Origin of the sequence: Streptomyces sp. MS191, assembly GCF_008042125.1 — a bacterium.
In the GTDB taxonomy this organism is placed as follows: Bacteria; Actinomycetota; Actinomycetes; order Streptomycetales; family Streptomycetaceae; genus Streptomyces.
In genome coordinates, this window is sequence record NZ_RDBI01000035.1 from 134,253 (window position 1) to 151,357 (window position 17,105).

General features: G+C 72.7%; 15 protein-coding genes. 10 read left to right on the forward strand and 5 right to left on the reverse strand.

Translation table 11 applies throughout. From position 1 onward, the window contains the following. Positions 1-1,428 carry an MFS transporter gene (locus tag EAO71_RS05270; RefSeq protein ID WP_410093953.1) on the reverse strand — a complete coding sequence of 476 codons (1,428 nt, stop codon included), beginning with the start codon at positions 1,426-1,428 and terminating at the stop codon, positions 1-3. A 596-nt stretch (positions 1,429-2,024) separates the two neighbouring features. Here EAO71_RS05270 and EAO71_RS05275 point away from each other — a divergent pair. The 9 genes from EAO71_RS05275 to EAO71_RS05315 all read left to right on the forward strand — a co-directional run bounded on the left by EAO71_RS05275 (position 2,025) and on the right by EAO71_RS05315 (position 11,646). Next, on the forward strand, positions 2,025-3,167 hold the full coding sequence (locus EAO71_RS05275; RefSeq protein WP_147976585.1) for a hypothetical protein: 1,143 nt from the start codon (positions 2,025-2,027) through the stop codon (positions 3,165-3,167). Then, a complete protein-coding gene (locus tag EAO71_RS05280) occupies positions 3,164-3,937 on the forward strand; it encodes a WecB/TagA/CpsF family glycosyltransferase (RefSeq protein WP_147976586.1) in 774 nt (257 codons plus the stop codon). The genes EAO71_RS05275 and EAO71_RS05280 overlap by 4 nt, the downstream gene beginning before the upstream one ends. Continuing rightward, the gene (locus tag EAO71_RS05285) at positions 3,937-5,193 is read left to right on the forward strand and encodes a nucleotide sugar dehydrogenase (RefSeq protein ID WP_147976587.1); all 1,257 of its coding nucleotides are present in this window, start codon (positions 3,937-3,939) and stop codon (positions 5,191-5,193) included. The genes EAO71_RS05280 and EAO71_RS05285 overlap by 1 nt, the downstream gene beginning before the upstream one ends. Positions 5,194-5,196: 3 nt before the next feature. Then, positions 5,197-6,300 (forward strand): non-hydrolyzing UDP-N-acetylglucosamine 2-epimerase, encoded by a 1,104-nt coding sequence (gene wecB / locus EAO71_RS05290; RefSeq protein WP_147976588.1) that lies wholly within the window; start codon positions 5,197-5,199, stop codon positions 6,298-6,300. A 151-nt stretch (positions 6,301-6,451) separates the two neighbouring features. Next, positions 6,452-7,318 carry a YveK family protein gene (locus tag EAO71_RS05295; protein ID WP_147976589.1) on the forward strand — a complete coding sequence of 289 codons (867 nt, stop codon included), beginning with the start codon at positions 6,452-6,454 and terminating at the stop codon, positions 7,316-7,318. A 39-nt stretch (positions 7,319-7,357) separates the two neighbouring features. Then, complete coding sequence (locus tag EAO71_RS05300) at positions 7,358-8,920, forward strand: lipopolysaccharide biosynthesis protein (protein WP_147976590.1); 1,563 nt, start codon at positions 7,358-7,360, stop codon at positions 8,918-8,920. Between the two features lies 1 nt (position 8,921). After that, positions 8,922-10,043 carry a right-handed parallel beta-helix repeat-containing protein gene (locus tag EAO71_RS05305; protein ID WP_147976591.1) on the forward strand — a complete coding sequence of 374 codons (1,122 nt, stop codon included), beginning with the start codon at positions 8,922-8,924 and terminating at the stop codon, positions 10,041-10,043. 99 nt (positions 10,044-10,142) lie between these two features. Beyond that, entirely contained in the window at positions 10,143-10,820 is a 678-nt protein-coding gene (locus tag EAO71_RS05310; RefSeq protein WP_147976592.1) for a class I SAM-dependent methyltransferase, read from the forward strand. A gap of 34 nt (positions 10,821-10,854) precedes the next feature. Beyond that, the gene (locus EAO71_RS05315; protein ID WP_147976593.1) at positions 10,855-11,646 is read left to right on the forward strand and encodes a glycosyltransferase family 2 protein; all 792 of its coding nucleotides are present in this window, start codon (positions 10,855-10,857) and stop codon (positions 11,644-11,646) included. Here the strand turns inward: EAO71_RS05315 and EAO71_RS05320 are convergent. Then, the gene (locus EAO71_RS05320; protein ID WP_147976594.1) at positions 11,625-12,596 is read right to left on the reverse strand and encodes a glycosyltransferase family 2 protein; all 972 of its coding nucleotides are present in this window, start codon (positions 12,594-12,596) and stop codon (positions 11,625-11,627) included. The genes EAO71_RS05315 and EAO71_RS05320 overlap by 22 nt on opposite strands. After that, positions 12,596-14,647 carry an O-antigen ligase family protein gene (locus EAO71_RS05325; RefSeq protein ID WP_147976595.1) on the reverse strand — a complete coding sequence of 684 codons (2,052 nt, stop codon included), beginning with the start codon at positions 14,645-14,647 and terminating at the stop codon, positions 12,596-12,598. The genes EAO71_RS05320 and EAO71_RS05325 overlap by 1 nt, the downstream gene beginning before the upstream one ends. Before the next feature lie 59 nt (positions 14,648-14,706). Here EAO71_RS05325 and EAO71_RS05330 point away from each other — a divergent pair, with 59 nt between their 5' ends. Then, entirely contained in the window at positions 14,707-15,366 is a 660-nt protein-coding gene (locus EAO71_RS05330; protein ID WP_261992009.1) for a hypothetical protein, read from the forward strand. A 28-nt stretch (positions 15,367-15,394) separates the two neighbouring features. Here EAO71_RS05330 and EAO71_RS05335 read toward each other — a convergent pair whose 3' ends face one another. Further along, positions 15,395-16,003: an acyltransferase gene (locus EAO71_RS05335; RefSeq protein ID WP_147976597.1), complete on the reverse strand. Its 609-nt coding sequence runs from the start codon at positions 16,001-16,003 to the stop codon at positions 15,395-15,397. Between the two features lie 47 nt (positions 16,004-16,050). After that, on the reverse strand, positions 16,051-17,097 hold the full coding sequence (locus tag EAO71_RS05340; protein ID WP_147976598.1) for a glycosyltransferase family 2 protein: 1,047 nt from the start codon (positions 17,095-17,097) through the stop codon (positions 16,051-16,053). Positions 17,098-17,105: the final 8 nt, after the last annotated feature.

The window sequence follows — 17,105 nt, forward strand, 5'->3', positions numbered from 1 at the left end:
TCATCGGGTCTCTCCGGTGGGGCGCAGCGCGGCGCCGGCGACGGTGGCGCAGCAGACGAGTCCGAGCGCGGCGGCGGCCAGCGCCGGGCCGTCGCCCCACGCGGCCCACGCTGCGCCGAAGGCGAGCGAGCAGCTGAAGCGGGCCAGGGCCTGCCCCGTGCCGACCAGGGCCAGTCCGCTGGCGCGCAGCCCTTCGGGAACCGTGGCGGCGACGGCGGCGGGCAGCACCCCGTCGGTGGCGGCGTAGAACGCGCCGTGGAGCAGCAGCACCAGGTACGGCACGAAGGGGGTCGACGGTGCCCAGAGCAGCAGGGCGTAGGCGAGGAGCAGGCCGGCGTGGCCGGTCAGGAAGACGGTGCGACGGCCGATCCGGTCGGAGAGGCGGCCCAGCGGCATGGCGAGCAGCAGGAACACGGCGGCGGTGCCGAGCGGGAGCAGCGGGAACCACTGCTCGCCGATCCCGGTGCGGCGCTGCACGAGCAGGTAGAGGAAGGCGTCGCTGACGGTGGTGAGGCCGAGGAGCACGGCGCAGACGAACAGCGAGCGCAGCCGGCGGCCGCGCAGCAGGCCGAGGGCGGCGCGCAGGTCGGGACGCGGCGGGGCGGGTACCGCCGCGGCCGCCTCCGTCGCTCCGGCCTCGGCGGCCGGGGGGTCCTCGGCGGTGCGCGCGGCGGGCACCCGGGCGGTCCCCGCGGTGTCCCCGGCCGGCGGGGCGGCGTCCGGGCCGCCGGCCTCGGATCCGCCCGGGGCGGGGCCGGCGGCGGCGCGGCCCTGGCGGCCCGGTACGAACAGCACCAGGACCAGCACCCCGAGCGCCGCCACGCAGCCGCTCACCGCGAAGACCGCGTCGTAGCCGCCGGCCGCCACGCCCAGGATCAGGAAGGCGAGGACCGGGCCGAGCAGGGCGCCGGTGGTGTCCATCGCCCGGTGCACGCCGAAGACGCGGCCCTGGCGTTCGGGCGGGGCGGACAGCGAGATCATCGCGTCGCGCGGCGCGGTGCGCAGCCCCTTGCCGGTGCGGTCCAGGGTGAGGGCCGCGCCGAGGGCGCCCAGGTTGTGCACCAGGAGCAGGGGCTTGCCCAGCGCGGACAGGCCGTAGCCGATGCCGGCGATCAGCTTGTGGTTGCGCACCCGGTCGGCCAGGTGGCCGCCGGTCAGCTGGACCAGGGCGCTGACGCCGTTCTGCAGACCGTCCAGCACGCCGAAACCGAGCGGGCTGAGGCCGAGCCCGATGACGAGGTAGAGCGGGAGGACGGCCGTGACCATCTCGGTGGACACGTCGGTGATGAGACTGACGGTGCCGAGGGCCAGCACGGTCGGGGGGACCGCCCGCAGCGGCCCCCGCCTCCGTATGCCGTCGGGTGTGGCGGGCGAGGTCTCGGCGGACTCGCGGGCCCCGCGGGGTGTTGAGCGATCGGCCAGGTACACAGTCGAGGACTCCAGCTGCGGTGACGCCGAGGTGGTCGGGACGCCCGGTCGAGCGGGCGGGGCCCAACTGTAGCCTCTGGACGCCCGGACGACCGGTGGTTCAGGTGCGGCATACCGACTGCTTGGCACCAATTCTTCGAAACGCCTCATCGTCACCGTGTTGTGGACCTATCTTGCGGTTGTACGCTGCGAGTTGAGCACGGCATTCGCTGTGCGCTGGGGGTGTTCGTGGGGGGTATCACCGGCAGTGGGCAGGAGTGTTCGCGCTCCGATGTCGACTGCCTTTCTCGGCATGCCCGGGTACGGCCGGCCGTCGGCGGGGGTGCGTGCGACGACCGTGTCCGCGCGCCTGGGGACCGTCCGATCGGCTGACGCCGCGCACTGTCGTGCGCGGACGCTCCGGTGACCGCTCTCCTCCTTACGTTCCAGCGCGCTTCGCGCGTCGACTCGTCTTTTCCACAGTCCAACAGCAAGCAGATCCGGGGCGGTTCGCCCGTCCCGGGACCGACCCGAGGGGGGTGGGTGTGTCAGCAGCTCGTCATGGCTCGGACACGCACAGACCGGGCGATCCCGCCAACACACCTGACAGTTCACGCATGCGGGCGCTCGCCGAGGCCGATCAGCCGCTGCACGCCCTGGTGACCCGCCTGCTCGGCCTCGCCGAGGCGGGCCTGCCGGCGATGCTGCTGCCGACCGGCGACGGCTTCGTCTTCACCAGGGTGGGCACGGCCGCGGAGGACGGCTCCTGGACGCTGGAGCAACGGGGAACCAGCCTCCGGTACGCGGCCATCACCGCACTGGGGGTCCGCCTCCTCCCCCTCGACCGGCAGCGCGCCGTCCTCGGCGGGCACACCGCCGAGGAGTTCACCGGGCTGCTCGTCCAGCAACTGCCGTCGGTGGTCAACCTCGGCGACGCGGCGCTCGTCGCCTGGGCCGCCGCCGAGACCGGCCACCCCAAGCTGGCGGACGCCCTGGACCGGGTCGCCGCCCTGGACGGGAGCGGGCGCCCGCAGTACACGGTCGAGGCGGCCTGGGTGCTGTCGGCGCTGGCCGCCGCCCGCTCCACGGTCGACGTCGAGGACCGCCTCGCCGCGGCCCGTGACCGGCTGTTGGGCGCCCGGATCGACGGCAGCCCGCTCTTCCCGCACGCCACGGGACCCGGCCTGAACCCCTGGTACCGCTCGCACGTCGGCTGCTTCGCCGACCAGACCTACCCGCTGCAGGCACTGGCCCGGGCGCACGCGAGCGGCGACGACCCGGAGGCGCTGGCCGCCGCGGACGCCTGCGCGGCACGCATCTGCGCGCTCCAGGGCGAGGGCGGCCAGTGGTGGTGGCACTACGACGCGCCCCGCGGCGAGGTCGTGGAGGGCTATCCGGTGTACAGCGTGCACCAGCACGCGATGGCCCCGACGGCGCTCCTCGACCTGGCGGACGCGGGCGGCACCGACTTCGGCGCGGCGATCCGCCTCGGCCTCCGCTGGATGACGGACGTGCCGGAACTCGGCCCCGACGGCGAGCCGCTGATCCTCGACGAGCTCGGCGTCACCTGGCGCAAGGTCTACCGCGGCGACCCGAAGAAGGCGGTGCGGGCCGCCCGCGGCCTGACCACCCGGGTGGCCCCCGGGCTCAAGCTCCGGCCGCTGGACCGGGTGTTCCGCCCGGCGTCGGTGGACCGCGAGTGCCGGCCGTACGAGTTCGGCTGGATGCTGTACGCCTGGCTCGGAGGTCTCCGGGGATGACGACGAAGCGCCAGACCCTGTTCGGCGTCCGGCTGGACGCCCTGACCATGGACGAGACCCTGGGCCGCTGCCTCACCGCGGTCCGCGAGGGCGAACGGCTCGAGATCGGCGTGGTCAACGCGGCGAAGCTGGTGAACATGCGGCGGGACCCCGCGCTCGCGCGGGCCGTCTCGGGCTGCGACCTCGTCCTCGCCGACGGCCAGGCGGTGGTGTGGGCCGGCCGGCTGCTGCGCCGTCCGCTGCCCGAACGCGTGGCGGGGATCGACCTGTTCATGCGGCTGCTCGCCGAGGCGGAGACCGCCGGCATGTCCGTGTACTTCCTCGGCGCCCGCGAGGAGGTGCTGGAACGGATGCTGCGGGAGGTGGCCGCGCGCTTCCCCGCGCTGCGGGTCGCCGGCAGCCGGAACGGCTACTTCGACGACAGCGAGCAGCCGGCGATCGCCGACGCCGTCAAGGAGAGCGGCGCCCAGCTGCTCTTCCTCGGCATGACCTCGCCGAAGAAGGAGATCTTCGTCGCGGGTTACGGCGAGCGCAGCGGCGTGAACCTCGTCCACGGCGTGGGCGGCTCCTTCGACATCCTGGCCGGGGTCACCCGCCGGGCTCCCGAAGGCTGGCAGCGGCTGGGCCTCGAATGGCTCTACCGCGCGGCCCAGGAGCCGCGCCGGCTGGGCCGGCGCTACCTGACCACCAACGTCGCCTTCGTCCTCATGACGGCACGGGAGCTGCTGCGCCCCACCCCGTCGATCCGTACCGCCAGCAGGGAGTCGTGATGCGCGTCGTCGTGGTTGGACAGGGATACGTCGGACTGCCGCTGGCCATCCGTGCCGCCGAGGTCGGTCACCAGGTGATCGGGTACGACGTGGACGCGGAGCGGGTGAAGAGCCTGGCCGCGGGCGAGTCGTACGTCGAGGACGTGTCCTCGGAGCGGATCCGGGCGGCGATGGAGGCCGGCACCTACCGGGCCAGCGACTCCGCGCGGGACTGCGGCGGTTTCGACGTCGCCGTGGTGACGGTGCCGACGCCGCTGCACGAGGGGACGCCGGACCTCCGCTACATCGAGGAGTCCGCCCGTACGCTCGCGCGCTACCTGCGGCCCGGGGCCACCGTGGTGCTGGAGTCGACCACGTATCCGGGCACCACCCAGGAGCTGTTCGCCCCGCTCCTCGAAGAGGGCTCGGGGCTGGTCGCGGGCGCCGACTTCCATCTCGGCTACAGCCCGGAGCGCATCGACCCGGGCAATCCCGTCTGGGGTTTCGAGGAGACCCCGAAGGTGGTCTCCGGTGTCGACGAGGCCTCGCTGAAGGCCGTCCGGGACTTCTACGACGAGCTCGTGGAGACCACGGTGCCGGTGGGCTCGCCGAAGGAGGCCGAGCTGGCCAAGCTCCTGGAGAACACGTTCCGGCACGTGAACATCGCGCTGGTCAACGAGATAGCGATGTTCGCCCGTCATCTCGACATCGACGTGTGGCAGGCGATCGACGCCGCGTCCAGCAAGCCCTTCGGCTTCATGCGCTTCACCCCGGGCCCCGGCGTCGGCGGCCACTGCCTGCCGATCGACCCGTCGTACCTGTCCTGGCGGGTGCAGCGGGAACTCGGGCAGAGCTTCCGCTTCGTGGAGCTGGCCAACGACATCAACAACCACATGCCCGAGTACGTCACCCGGCGGCTGATCAACGCGTTCAACACCCGCCGCCGCGCGGTGAACGGATCGCGCGTCCTGCTGCTCGGACTGGCCTACAAGAAGAACACCGGCGACGCGCGCGAGTCGCCCGCGCTGCGCATCTCGCAGCTGCTGCTCGACATGGGCGCCGAGCTCAGGGCGGCGGATCCGCACGTCGTGGAGGGCCACCGGGTGGACCCGCGGCTCGTCCGGGTCGAACTGACCAAGGAGGAGCTGGAGGCGGCGGACGCGGTCGTGCTCCTGACCGACCACGACGCCTTCGACTACGCGCTCGTCGAACAGCACGCCGCCTTCGTACTCGACTGCCGCCGGCGGCTGAGCGGACCCAGGATCGAGGTGCTCTGAACCATGCGGATCATCTGTGTCGCGGGGGCCCGCCCCAACTACATGAAGATCAAACCGGTGATGGACGCCCTGGAGCGGCGCGGCGCCGAGGTGATCCTCGTCCACACCGGGCAGCACTACGACCCGGCCATGAACGACGTCTTCTTCGAGGACCTCGGCATCCGTCCGCCCGACCACTTCCTGGGAGTCGGCTCCGGCAGCCACGCCACCCAGACCGGGCGGGTGATGGAGTCCTTCGAGCCGCTGCTCGCGGAGCTCTCCCCCGATCTGGTCGTCGTGGTCGGCGACGTCAACTCCACGCTGGCCTGCGCCCTGGTCACGGCGAAGGGCGGTCCGCTGCTCGCCCACGTGGAGGCGGGACTCCGCAGCCGCGACTGGTCGATGCCGGAGGAGGTCAACCGGGTCGCCACGGACCGGCTGAGCGACTACCTGCTGGCCCCCTCGCCCGACGCGGTGGAGAACCTGCGCGCCGAGGGCTACCGGGAGGACCAGATCCACCTCGTCGGCAACGTCATGATCGACACGCTGCTGGCGAACCGGGAGCGCGCCGCGGCCTCGGACGTCCTGGCCCGGCACGGACTCACCCCCGGCGGATACGGCCTGGTCACCCTGCACCGGCCGGCCAACGTCGACGATCCCGAGGTGCTGGCCGGGCTGCTGAAGGCGCTCGGCGAGGTCGCCGGCCACTGTCCGCTCGTCCTGCCCGTGCACCCACGGGCGGCGGACCGGCTGAACGAACTCGGCGTTCCCGGCGGGATCCTGCTGGTCCCGCCCGCCGGATACCTGGACTTCATCGCCCTGCAGGCGTCCGCCCGGATCGTGCTCACCGACTCGGGCGGGGTGCAGGAGGAGACCACCGCCCTGGGTGTGCCGTGCGTGACGCTCCGGGAGAACACGGAGCGTCCCATCACGGTCGAGGAGGGCACCAACGTGCTCGCCGGCCGCGATCCGGAACGCATCGTGTCCACGGCGGTCCGCCTCCTGGAGGACCCGCCCGCGCCGCGCCGCCCCGCACTCTGGGACGGCCGGGCGGGCGACCGCATCGCCTCGGTCCTCCTGGACGGAGGACCGGCGCAGGGCCGTCCGCGGCCCACCGACCACGGGTGATCGACGTACTGTTGATCCAGAACTGTTCTCTTACGGTCCTGATCCCACCTATCCTCGTGTCCGGTACGGCTGTTGCCGTCCGGGGGCGAGTCGCGACAGCCGCCGACGCCCGGGGCGCGACAGTCACAGAAAGGGCGCAAGGGGGAACGCCATGGACCTCGCAGAGATCTTTCGGGTCATCTGCCGACGCTGGTACGTCCTGGTGCCCGGACTGCTGCTGACGGCCGCCGTCACCGCCGGTGCCGGCCTGATGGTGCCGACGCAGTACGAGTCGCAGAGCACGGTGGCGCTGCTGAACTCCAAGAGGGGTACGGCGGCCGACGGCAATCCCTACCTCGTGATGGTCCCCGCGCTGACCGGCATGGCCGACAGCCTGGCGCGCAACCTCAACTCCGACGCCTCGGTGGCGGAGTTGAGGGAGCGCGGCGTCACCGCCAAGTACGAGGCGAAGATCGCGGACAACGCCCAGGGGCCGCTGCTGTGGCTCACCGTGACCGGCGAGGACCAGGACGGGGTGCTGGCGGCGAACCACACGCTGATGAAGTACTCCGCCGAGAAGCTGGAGGAGTTGCAGGCCACGCAGTCGGTGCCGGCGGACTCGATGATAAGGATGACGACCATCGTCCCGCCGCAGAAGCCGCAGGCCCAGCTGAAGTCCAAGATCCAGTACCTGGTGATGGCGGGCGCTGCGGGTCTGGTCCTCAGTCTGGTCGCGTCCTTCTTCGTCGAGGCGCGGCGTCGGCGCGAGGCGCTCCCGAAGCACCGCCAGAACCGCTCCCGGGACACGGACGAGGCTCCCGGGGAGGAGACCGCGGCCACTCCGGCCGAGGCCGGCGACGACCGGGCCGGCACGCGCCGTTCCCGGGCCGAACGGCCCGGCGCCGGGGAGTCCGGCGGCGAACCCGCCGCGGCCGGTCCGGAAGGCGGCCGGCAGCTCGACCAGCCGACCGTCCAGCTGCCCCTGCTGCCGTCGTCCGAGCGCGCCGGGAAGAAGCGGCCGCCGTCCTGGGTGAAGTGACCCCACCACCGCACAACCCGTTCGACGAGGAGTCCTCCCATGGACACGGCGCCGACCACCGGGACCGAGGCCACCGCGGCCTCGCTGGGCACGAAGGTGCGCTCGGCCGCCCGGTGGAGCCTGATCAACACCATGGTCATGCGCCTGGGCAACTTCGCCACGGGCATCATCCTGGCCCGGTTCGTCCTGGACCCCGCGGCCTGGGGCGTGTACGGGGTCGCCCAGACCGTGCTGATGGTGCTGCTCGCCGCGAACGAGCTCGGCGTGACCCTGGCCGTGGTGCGCTGGGAGGGCGACGTCCGTTCCTTCGCCCCGACCGTGCTGACCCTGAGCACGATCTCCAGCAGCCTGCTCTACCTGGGGATCTTCGCGGCCGCGCCGGGCGTGGCGGGTCTGCTCGGTTCGCCCGAGGCGTCGAGCGTACTGCGGGTGATGTGCGTCTGCCTGGTGCTCGACGGCCTGTCGCAGGTGCCGGCGGGCGTCCTCACCCGTGAGTTCGCCCAGGGCCGGCGGATGGTCATCGACGCGCTCAACTTCGCGTTGAGCACGTCGGTCACCCTCGTCCTCGCCCTCCAGGGCTGGGGCGCGATGAGCTTCGCGTGCGGGGCCGTGGCGGGCAACCTGGTCGCCCTGGCGGGCTGCGCGCTGGCCGCCCCCGGCTATCTGCGCTTCGGCTGGAACCCGGAGCAGGCCCGCGCGCTGCTCCGCTTCGGGCTGCCGCTGGCCGGGGCCAGCATGCTGTCCCTGGCCGTCGTCAACGCGGACGCCATGGTGGTCGGCGCCGTACTGGGCAACGTGTCCCTGGGCTTCTACATGCTCGCCTTCAACATGGCCGGCTGGCCCGTCCGCGTCATCTCGGAGGCCGCGCGCCGCGTCTCGTTCGCCGGCTTCTCTCGCCTGGCGGACTCGCCCAAGGCGCTGTCCGACGGCTTCGGCCGGGCCCTCGCGATGCTGGTCACGTGCACCGTGCCGGCCTGCGTGCTGCTCGGCGCGCTGGCCCGCCCGGCCGTGGAGCTGCTGTACGGCTCCAAGTGGTCCCCGGCCGCCGCCGCGTTGCCCTGCCTGATGGCGCTCGGGCTGGCCCGGATCGCGGCGGAGCTCACGTACGACTGCCTGGTCGCGATCGGCCGCCGCCGTTCGCTCGTACTGATCCAGGCGCTGTGGCTGGTGGCCCTGGTCCCCACCCTGATCGTGGCGGCGCGCACCGGGGGCATCGCCTCCGTCGCCGCCGGACACGTCCTGGTGGCCGGGCTCGTGGTGCTGCCCGCCTTCGTTCTGGCCCTGCGCCGCGGCGGGATCGCGACCCGCTCGCTCGCCCGGGCCTGTGCCTGGCCCCTGCTCGGCGGGATCGTGATGACCGTGGTCGTCACCCTGCTGCGGCAGCGTCTCGGCGAGGGGGTGCTCGCCCTGTGCGCCACCAGTGTCATCGGGCTCGTGTGCTACGCGCTGTGCGTGCTGCCCAGCCGCAGACTGATCCGGGGTTCGCTTCCCCGGCACAGCCGGAGCCGGGGGGAGGACGGGGGCGTCGTCGCCACCGCTCCCACCGTCCCCGTGCTCCCGGCTCAGCAGAATCAGCCGGCCGCGCCGGCTCACGAACGATGAGGTGAGTTCCCTGGCCCGAACCGGCCGCCGCAGGCTCCTCGGAGGCCTGCTGCTGACCGCCGTGCTGCTCTTCGCCCTGGTGACCTGCGCCGGCGTGGGCGGCAAGGCGATCTGTCTCGGGGGTGCCGCGCTGTGCGACTCCCGCGCGATCACCTCCCCCGGCGCCACCGGCTCCCCGGCCACGCCGCGGACCACCGCGCCGGGCTCCCCGGGCACCCCGTCGGGCACACCGGCCACCCCGGCCAAGCCCTCCTCGACGGCGTCCGGGCCGCCGGCCCGCTCGGACAAGCCACCGGCGCCGAAGGGCTGCGCGAGCCCGCGCGCCTGCGGCTACCCCGACGCCTCGACCACCGGACCCCGGATCCCCCTGACCCCGCAGAGCACCGGCAACGCGGCGATCCGCACCGACGGCACGGTCATCAAGGGCTGGGACATCACCGGCTCGCTCGACATCTACGCGAACAACGTGACCGTGATCGACAGCCGGATCACCTCGACCAACTGGTGGGGCGTCAACCTCCGGCCGGGCTACTCGGGGCTGCGGATCCTGCACACCGAGATCCGGGCCGTGCCGGGCAAGGGCCCGAACAACGGCGGCTCGGACTACGCGGTGTCGAACATGGGGACCAGTTCGGTCGAGGTCGGCTGGTGCGACGTCTCGGTGTTCGGCGACGCCCTGTCCATGGGCCAGGGCAACCTGCACGACAACTACGTGCACGACATCAGGCCCTTCAAGAACCTCGACGGCGAGTGGCAGCACACCAACGCTGTGATCAGCAACGGCGGCGGCAAGGGCAAGCTGATCATCCGCCACAACACGCTGATCAACGCCACTCCCGTGGACCGGGGCGCCTCGGCGAGCATCGGCCTCTTCGCGGACACCGCCCCGGTCACCCACACCGTGGTCGACGACAACTGGCTGGCGGGCGGGGCGTACACGCTCTACGCGGGCGGCAAGGACTCGGCCGGGATCGAGGTCACCGACAATGTGTTCTCGCCCGAGTTGCACCCCAAGGGCGGGCTCTACGGCCCCGTCGCCTACTGGAACGCCGCCGGCGCGGGGAACGTGTGGCGCGGCAACCGGATGGCCGACGGGACCCCGATCGTCCCCGAACCCCTCTGACCCTTCTTCAGAACATCCGATCGCCTGATAAATCCCCTCTTCCCGACTACCGTTGATCGCGACATCCTCGTAGGCTCAAAACCCCAGGTGGTTGATGCGATGCCGCTCACCCGTGCTCTCCGCAACCGATTCGTCGACGCGCCCGACTCACTCGGCGAACGGTTCCGCGCGGCCCGCTGGGAGCGTTTCCGGTCCTGCTTCCCCCGCATCACGGAGATGAGCGTGGTGGACCTGGGCGGCACGGCGGACAACTGGCTGCGGTCGCCGCTCCGCCCCAAGCACGTGCACCTCGTGAACCTGGCGGAGCACCCCGCCGAGCTGCCCGACTGGATCAGCGCGGAGACGGCCGACGTCACCGACCCGTCGATCCCGTCCGCCCTGGGCGAGTTCGACCTGGTGGTGTCCAACTCCACGATCGAGCACGTGGGCGGGCACGCCCAGCGCCGGCGCTTCGTCTCCGCGATCGAGGCGCTGGCACCGCTGCACTGGGTGCAGACCCCCTACCGCTACTTCCCCGTGGAGCCGCACTTCCTGGCGCCCGGCTTCCAGTTCCTCCCGCTGGCCGCGCAGGCCAAGCTCGTACGGCACTGGCCGCTCACCCACAGCCGGCCGGGCAGCCCGGAGGAGGGCATGGACGCGGTGATCAACATCGAGCTGCTGACCCGGGCCGAGATGCGCTACCTGTTCCCCCGCTCCGTGATCCTCAGCGAGCGGGTGGCCGGACTCACCAAGTCCCTCACGGCCGTCCGCACGGAGGCGTCCCTCCAGCGCCTCTGAACGCGGACGGGACTCGGGAGAGGACACCGACACCATGCGCCGGATCCTCCGGGGCCCCTGGGAGCTGCTGAAGCGGATCTTCGGGTGGCTGGTGCTGTACGAGGCACGCAACAAGGTGGTGCTCGCGCCCACCGCCCTGCGGCTGCGCAGGGTCGAGGACGCCGAGGTCGCCCGCCTCGCGGCGGCCTGGCCGGACCCGCCGGCCGCTCGGGTCGTGACCGTCATCGCCACCCATCGCCGTCCGGAGGAGCTGCTCCGGGCGGTGGGGTCGGCGCTGGGCCAGACCGTCGAGGACCACGTCGTGATCGTCGTCGACGACGGCGCCGGGCTGCCCGAACTCCCGGCGGACCCACGTCTGTTCGCCGTCTCCCTGGCACGCAACACCGGCGTGGCGGGGATCGTGCGCAACGTCGGGATCCGGCTGACCCGGTCCCGGTACGTCGCCTTCCTCGACGACGACAACCTGTGGGAACCGGACCACCTCAGGCGGGCGTTGGAGGTGCTCGAATCCCCCGGCGGCCCCGACGGCGTGTACACCGCGCTGCGGCGCGTCCTGCCGGACGGCACCGACATGGACATCCTGTCCGTGCCGTTCGACCGGCGGCGGGCGGCGCACGAGTCCTTCCTGGACACCAACGCGTTCGTCGCCCGCCGCAGCAGGGCCCTGCACTTCAGCCGGCTGCGGCGGCGCCCGGAGGTACTGCCCCGGGAGGACTGGGAGCTGGTCCGGCGCTACGGCCGGACCCACCGGGTGGAGCACCTGCCGGAGCCCACCGTGCGCTACCTGGTGAACCCGGGCAGCTTCTACACCTCCTGGCGGGACTGACCCCCGGCGGCCGGTGAGGTCGCCGCCGTCGTGAGCAGAGCCACGACAGCCGCTCTGCTGGGCGCCCGGCCGAGGGCGGCCCGGGAGAGTTCCCGCAGGAGCACGGCCCCCCGGAAGGCCACGGTGGCCGCGAATCCGTGCCGGCGCCGGTAGAGACGCACCCGGTTGACGGTCAGCAGCGACCACAGGCGCGGGGAGACACGGGAGTCGCCCCCGAGATGGACCGCGCGGGCCGCGGGTTCGAGCCGGGTGACATGGCCGAGGTCCCGGGCGCGCAGGCAGAACTCCGTCTCCTCCGAGTAGAGGAAGAAGGACTCGTCCCACGGCCCGCAGGCGTCCAGGCACTCCCTGGAAATCGCCATCAGCGCGCCGGTCGCCCAGTCCGCGCGGGTCCGGCCGGCGTAGGCGGCGGGGTCGGTGACGAGTTCGCTGAGGGCGGGGAAGCGGCCCGCCCGGCGATTGCCCAGCACCGCCTCGCCGAACGCCCGGGACACGCTCGACTCGCGGCGCAGCGAGTGGATGAGCGCGTCGTCCTCCTCGTACAGCAGCGGGACGGCGATCCCGACCCGGTCGCCGTCGGCCGGTTCCGTGCCGAGGGCGTCCACCAGGGTCGCCGCGCAGCCCTCGCTCATCCGGATGTCCGGGTTGCACACCAGCGCGGCGGAGAAGCCGCCCTCCCAGTCGCCGGCGGCCCGGAGGGCGGCGTTGACGCCGAAGGAGTAGCCGCCGTTGCGCCCGGTCTCCACGACGGTGGCCTCGGGGGCCAGGGCCCGGACGACGGCGACGGTGTCGTCGGCGGAGTCGTTGTCGGCGACGACGAGCCGCCAGTCGAGGCCGGCCATCGCCTTCGGGAGGGCGGCGAGGAAGCCGGGCAGCACCGCGGCGCTGTTCCAGGTGACGACGAGGACGGCGACGGGGCCGCGGTCGGCGGCCTCGTACTGAGGGTGCATCAGATCTCCACAAGGTGCGGTGGGGCGTCGGGTGTCGGGCGCCGCGGGGACCCTTCGGCCTGCCCGGCGGACGCCTGGCCGGGGCTCTCCCCGGCGGCCTCGCGCCGGACGAAGCCGAGACAGCTCGCGCCCGCGCCCAGCAGCAGGAAGAACACTCCGGCGAACATCGGGAAGCTGAGGGTGTCGAACGTGGCGCTGATGACGAGGGCGACCAGGGCGGAGGCGAAGAACGCCTGGCCGAGCTCCCGGTCGGACTCGGTTCGCGCCAGCCTGCGGATCGCGCCGCCGTTGTGCACGCCGGTCAGGCCCAGGACGAGCAGGGCGAGCACGCCGAGGGCGCCGAGCTCGGCCAGCGTCAGCAGGTACTGGTTGTCCGTGAAGAAGTAGCGCTCCGGGGTGAAGGTGCCGAACCCGCGTCCCAGGACCGGGTCCTCCATGAAGTACTCGGCGATCTTCGGATACTTGATGGTGCGCGCCTGGGTACTGCTGTCGGCGTTGTTCAGGCTGCCGGAGAACAGGCCGGTGATGGTGCCGATCAGGCCGGGCACCAGCACCTTGAAGACGGCCACGGCGCCCAGCAGGACCCCGATGGCCGTCCAGCGCCGCTGGGGCTTCCAGCGGGGCACCATGACCAGGACGACGACGAGCAGACCGATGATCGAGGTCCGCGACACGGTGAGGGGCAGTCCCCCGCCGAGCAGGACGACCGGTGCCCAGCGGCGGAAGGTGCTCAGGTGGGCCCGTGCCGGGTCGAAGGCCTGGGCGATGGCGAAGGGCACGAGGATCGCCAGCATGCCGCTGAACTCGAGCGGATGGGCGGTGAGCGAGCGGGGCCGGGTGAACGAACCGCGGTCGAGGACGGCGACGTTGGCGACGCTCGAGTTCAGTCCGGGGATGCGCAGCGAGTCGGCGATGTTGGTGCCGGTGAAGAAGTCGTACAGGCCGAGCAGGGCGACGACCGAGCCCATCACCACGAGCCGGCGCATCAAGACGTCGAGCCGGGCGCGGTCCTGGATGCCGGCGGAGGCGAGGACGATCAGGGCGACCCACACCAGGAGCACGATCAGCCCGCGGTCGGCGGCCAGGACCTCCTTCTGGGAGCTGATCCGGGCCGTGTTCGCGACGTAGGACAGCAGCACCACGAAGCCGAGCAGCAGGACCGCCGTCCGTACCGTGCGGGTGCCGGGAGCCGGGGCGAGCCGGCCGGTGCACCAGGTCGCCAAGTACCAGAAGAGCCCGAGGAGGGCGAAGACGTTGGCGGGGGTGCCGGCACCGCCCAGCGCGGGCAGGGCCAGGTTCGACGGCAGGAAGAGCGCCAGGGCCAGGTAGCCGGTGAGGACGGCGGTGGCGTCCAGGGGCCTGCTCAGCTGCCTGCGCAGCCGCGAGGCGCCCGGCCGGGGCCCGCGGGGTCCGTCGTCGAGGGACGGCAGGCCGCGCGAGCGGCGGCGGGCGGCGGCCCACACGTCGGTGACGAAGGAGAGCAGGAAGGCCCCGGTGAGGCAGAGGACAAGGACCGCGGCGACCTTCTGGTAGCGGGACTTGGGCTGGGAGACCGGCTTCTGCGGCGGGACGATCGGCGCGGCCCGCACGGAGTAGTCCGCGGGCACCCGCGCCTCGCTCTGGAGGGCCACCAGCTGCTCGGCGGCGAAGTCGGTGATGGTCTTCGTCTCGGCGAACACCTTGTCCCGGTCCTCGCCGGTCACGGTGAGGGTCAGCAGCGGTCCCTCGGCCTTGGCGGCGAAGTCGACGGTGTAGGCGTCGGTCACGCCGTGCCCGCGCAGCGCCTCGGCGGACTCGGGCGACTGGAGGGCCCGGATCAGCACGTCGGCGGTGCTGATCAGCGAACCGCTGGCGTAGGCCAGGGGGTTGCCGTAGCTGGGTGCCGGCTTGGCGATGCGGGGCGAGTTCAGCAGGGTGAGCTGGCTCTGGGACTCGTACGTCACGGGGACGGTGGAATAGAGGAATCCGCCCGCGAGGAGTCCGAGCACCGTCAGCGGCACCATCACGTACCACCGCCTGCGCAGTACGCGGAAGATCTCGGCGATGCTCACGAACCCTCCCCCGGTTCCTCTTCGTGGTGCCAGTATCGGTTCTGATGGAAAGAGATGTCTTGTCGCCCGAAGGACTCGTCGGCGTGCTGCTGCGCCGGTGGTACGTGCTGGCCCTCGTCCTGCTCGTCACCACCGCGGCCTGCTACCCGGCGCTGCGTCCCGAGCCGCGGTTCCTGAGTTCGGCCGTGCTGGTGGTCAAGCCGCCGCGGACCGACAACCAGCCGAACCAGCTCACCAACCTCCAGCCGGCGCTGGCCGCCGTCTCGTACGCCGTCGTACAGCAGCTGCGCTCCCCCGAGGGGCAGGCGGAGCTGCGCGCGGACGGTGTGCACGGGACGTACCGCCTGAGCCCGCGCAACAGCGGCACCAGCGCCACGCCGTTCTACTCGATCCCCACGCTGCAGATCGAGGCGGAACAGCCCGAGGCCGCCGAGGCCGACCGCGTGGTGCAGCTGATCATCGCGGCCTACGGCCGGCACCTGGGCGCGCTCCAGGCCTCCCAGCAGGTGCCCCAGGGCTCGCTGATGAGCGTCGACCTGGTGAACCGGCCGGGCACCGTGTCGCTGCCGCCGAACCGGAGCCGGGCCCTGGCCGGTGTCGGCGCGCTGGGTCTGCTCAGCGGGGTGATGGCCGCGCTGTGGAGCGAGCGGTACGCGGTCCGGCGCAGGCTCAGGTCCGCACCGGCCCCGCGGCCCGAGCCGGCGCCCCTGTCCGTCTGACGGGCGGGGCGCCGCGGCCGCGTGGACGTCAGCGCGCCGCACGGTGTTCGGTGAGGCGCCCGTCCTTCTCCTCGTACAGCGCGCCGGTCTGCGGGCACTCCCACACCCCGGGGCGCTCGGGGTGCTCGGCCAGCCGGACGCCGGCCCTGCCGACCCAGCCCGCCTGCCGTGCCGGGACACCCATCACCAGGGCGAAGTCGGGGACGTCGGCGGTGACGACCGACCCGGCCGCGACGAGCGCCCAGCGGCCGATCTCGACCGGCGCCACGCAGACCGAGCGGGCGCCGACGGCGGCGCCCTCGCCGATCCGGACGGCCACGGGCTCCCAGTCCCCGCCCCGCTTCAACGTGCCCTCGGGGTCCACGGCACGCGGGTTGTGGTCGTTGGTGAGGACCACCGAGGGGCCGATGAAGACACCGTCGGCCAGCACGGCCGGTTCGTACACCAGGGCGTAGTTCTGCAGCTTGCAGTTGTCGCCGATGACCACGCCGGGGCCGACGTACGCGCCGCGTCCCACGACGCAGTGGGCGCCGAGACGGGCGTCCTCCCGGATCTGGGCGAGTTCCCAGACGCTGGTGCCGTCGCCGATCTCCGCGGTCTTGTCGACGTCCGCCGTGGGCTGGACCCGGTAGTTCACTGTGGTGCCTTTCGTGTCTGGAGGGTGTGGGCCGTCCGGCCTCGGCTTCAGATGCCGCGGCGCTGCCAGGAACGCCACCAGAACCACTCGCGTATCCGGTCGCGTACCGCCGACAGCACCAGGGGCTGCAGGTACGGCATGGTGCGGGCGCCGATCCGTCGGCGCAGCCGCAGCGCCCGGTACTCCGGGAGGGTCTCCGCGTCGGGGCGGCACTCCCGGGCGAGGGCGAGGAGCTCGTCGACGGGGACGACGTCGGTGCGCCCGCGGTCGTAGGCGCGGTAGGCGCGCCGCAGGGCCTGGCGGGCCAGGCTGGTGTTCACCAGCGCGGAGAGCCGGTCCGCCTGCGGCAGCCGGTCGCCGCACTTGTCGAGCACCGCGCCGAACGCGGCGCGGCGCTGCCGGATGTCGTCGAGCTGGCCGCCGAAGTCCGTGGTGGACATGTTGTTGCCGTGGACGCGGTAGTAGGCCTGGTCCGCGCCGCTGACGTAGCCGACGTCGGCGTGCGCGGCGAGCCGCATCCACATCTCGATGTCGCCGGCGTGCGGCAGTTCCGGGTCGTAGCCGCCGACCTCGCGCTGGAGGCTGGTGCGGACGACGACCTCGGGCGAGGTGATGCAGCCGGTGCCCTCGCGGAAGCGTCGCTCCAGCCACCAGTGCCCGGGGTAGACCACGGAGCCGGAGTCGCCGGTGCGGGCCCGGGGCAGCGGTCCGCCGTGCTGGAAGCGCAGCGGCCGGCCGTAGGCGAAGCCGGCCTCCGGATGGGCGTCGAGGAGCGCGACGGCGCGGACCAGCGCTCCCGGCACCAGCCGGTCGTCGGCGGAGAGGAGCACGACGTAGTCGCCGTCGGCCCACTCCAGCAGTCCTTCGTTGTACGTGGCGATGTGGCCGCGGTTCTGTTCGTGGACCCGGACCTCGATCCGCGGGTCGGACGCGGCCAGTTTCAGCGCCGCCTCCGCCGAGTCGTCGGGGGACGCGTCGTCGATGATCAGCACCCGGACGTCGAGGCCGGGCTGCTCGTCGAGCACGCTGCGCACGCAGTCGGCCAGGAAGTGGCCGTACTTGTAGCAGGGAATCACGACGCTGACGGAGCTCATGGTTGGAG

Bases quoted from the DNA above. Each gene is read 5' to 3' on its own strand.
- EAO71_RS05285 (WP_147976587.1), top strand. From the start codon at position 3,937: ATGCGCGTCGTCGTGGTTGGACAGGGATACGTCGGACTGCCGCTGGCC.
- EAO71_RS05340 (WP_147976598.1), bottom strand. From the start codon at position 17,097: ATGAGCTCCGTCAGCGTCGTGATTCCCTGCTACAAGTACGGCCACTTC.
- EAO71_RS05300 (WP_147976590.1), top strand. From the start codon at position 7,358: ATGGACACGGCGCCGACCACCGGGACCGAGGCCACCGCGGCCTCGCTG.
- EAO71_RS05280 (WP_147976586.1), top strand. From the start codon at position 3,164: ATGACGACGAAGCGCCAGACCCTGTTCGGCGTCCGGCTGGACGCCCTG.
- EAO71_RS05320 (WP_147976594.1), bottom strand. From the start codon at position 12,596: ATGCACCCTCAGTACGAGGCCGCCGACCGCGGCCCCGTCGCCGTCCTC.
- EAO71_RS05295 (WP_147976589.1), top strand. From the start codon at position 6,452: ATGGACCTCGCAGAGATCTTTCGGGTCATCTGCCGACGCTGGTACGTC.
- wecB (WP_147976588.1), top strand. From the start codon at position 5,197: ATGCGGATCATCTGTGTCGCGGGGGCCCGCCCCAACTACATGAAGATC.
- EAO71_RS05310 (WP_147976592.1), top strand. From the start codon at position 10,143: ATGCCGCTCACCCGTGCTCTCCGCAACCGATTCGTCGACGCGCCCGAC.
- EAO71_RS05275 (WP_147976585.1), top strand. From the start codon at position 2,025: ATGCGGGCGCTCGCCGAGGCCGATCAGCCGCTGCACGCCCTGGTGACC.
- EAO71_RS05315 (WP_147976593.1), top strand. From the start codon at position 10,855: ATGCGCCGGATCCTCCGGGGCCCCTGGGAGCTGCTGAAGCGGATCTTC.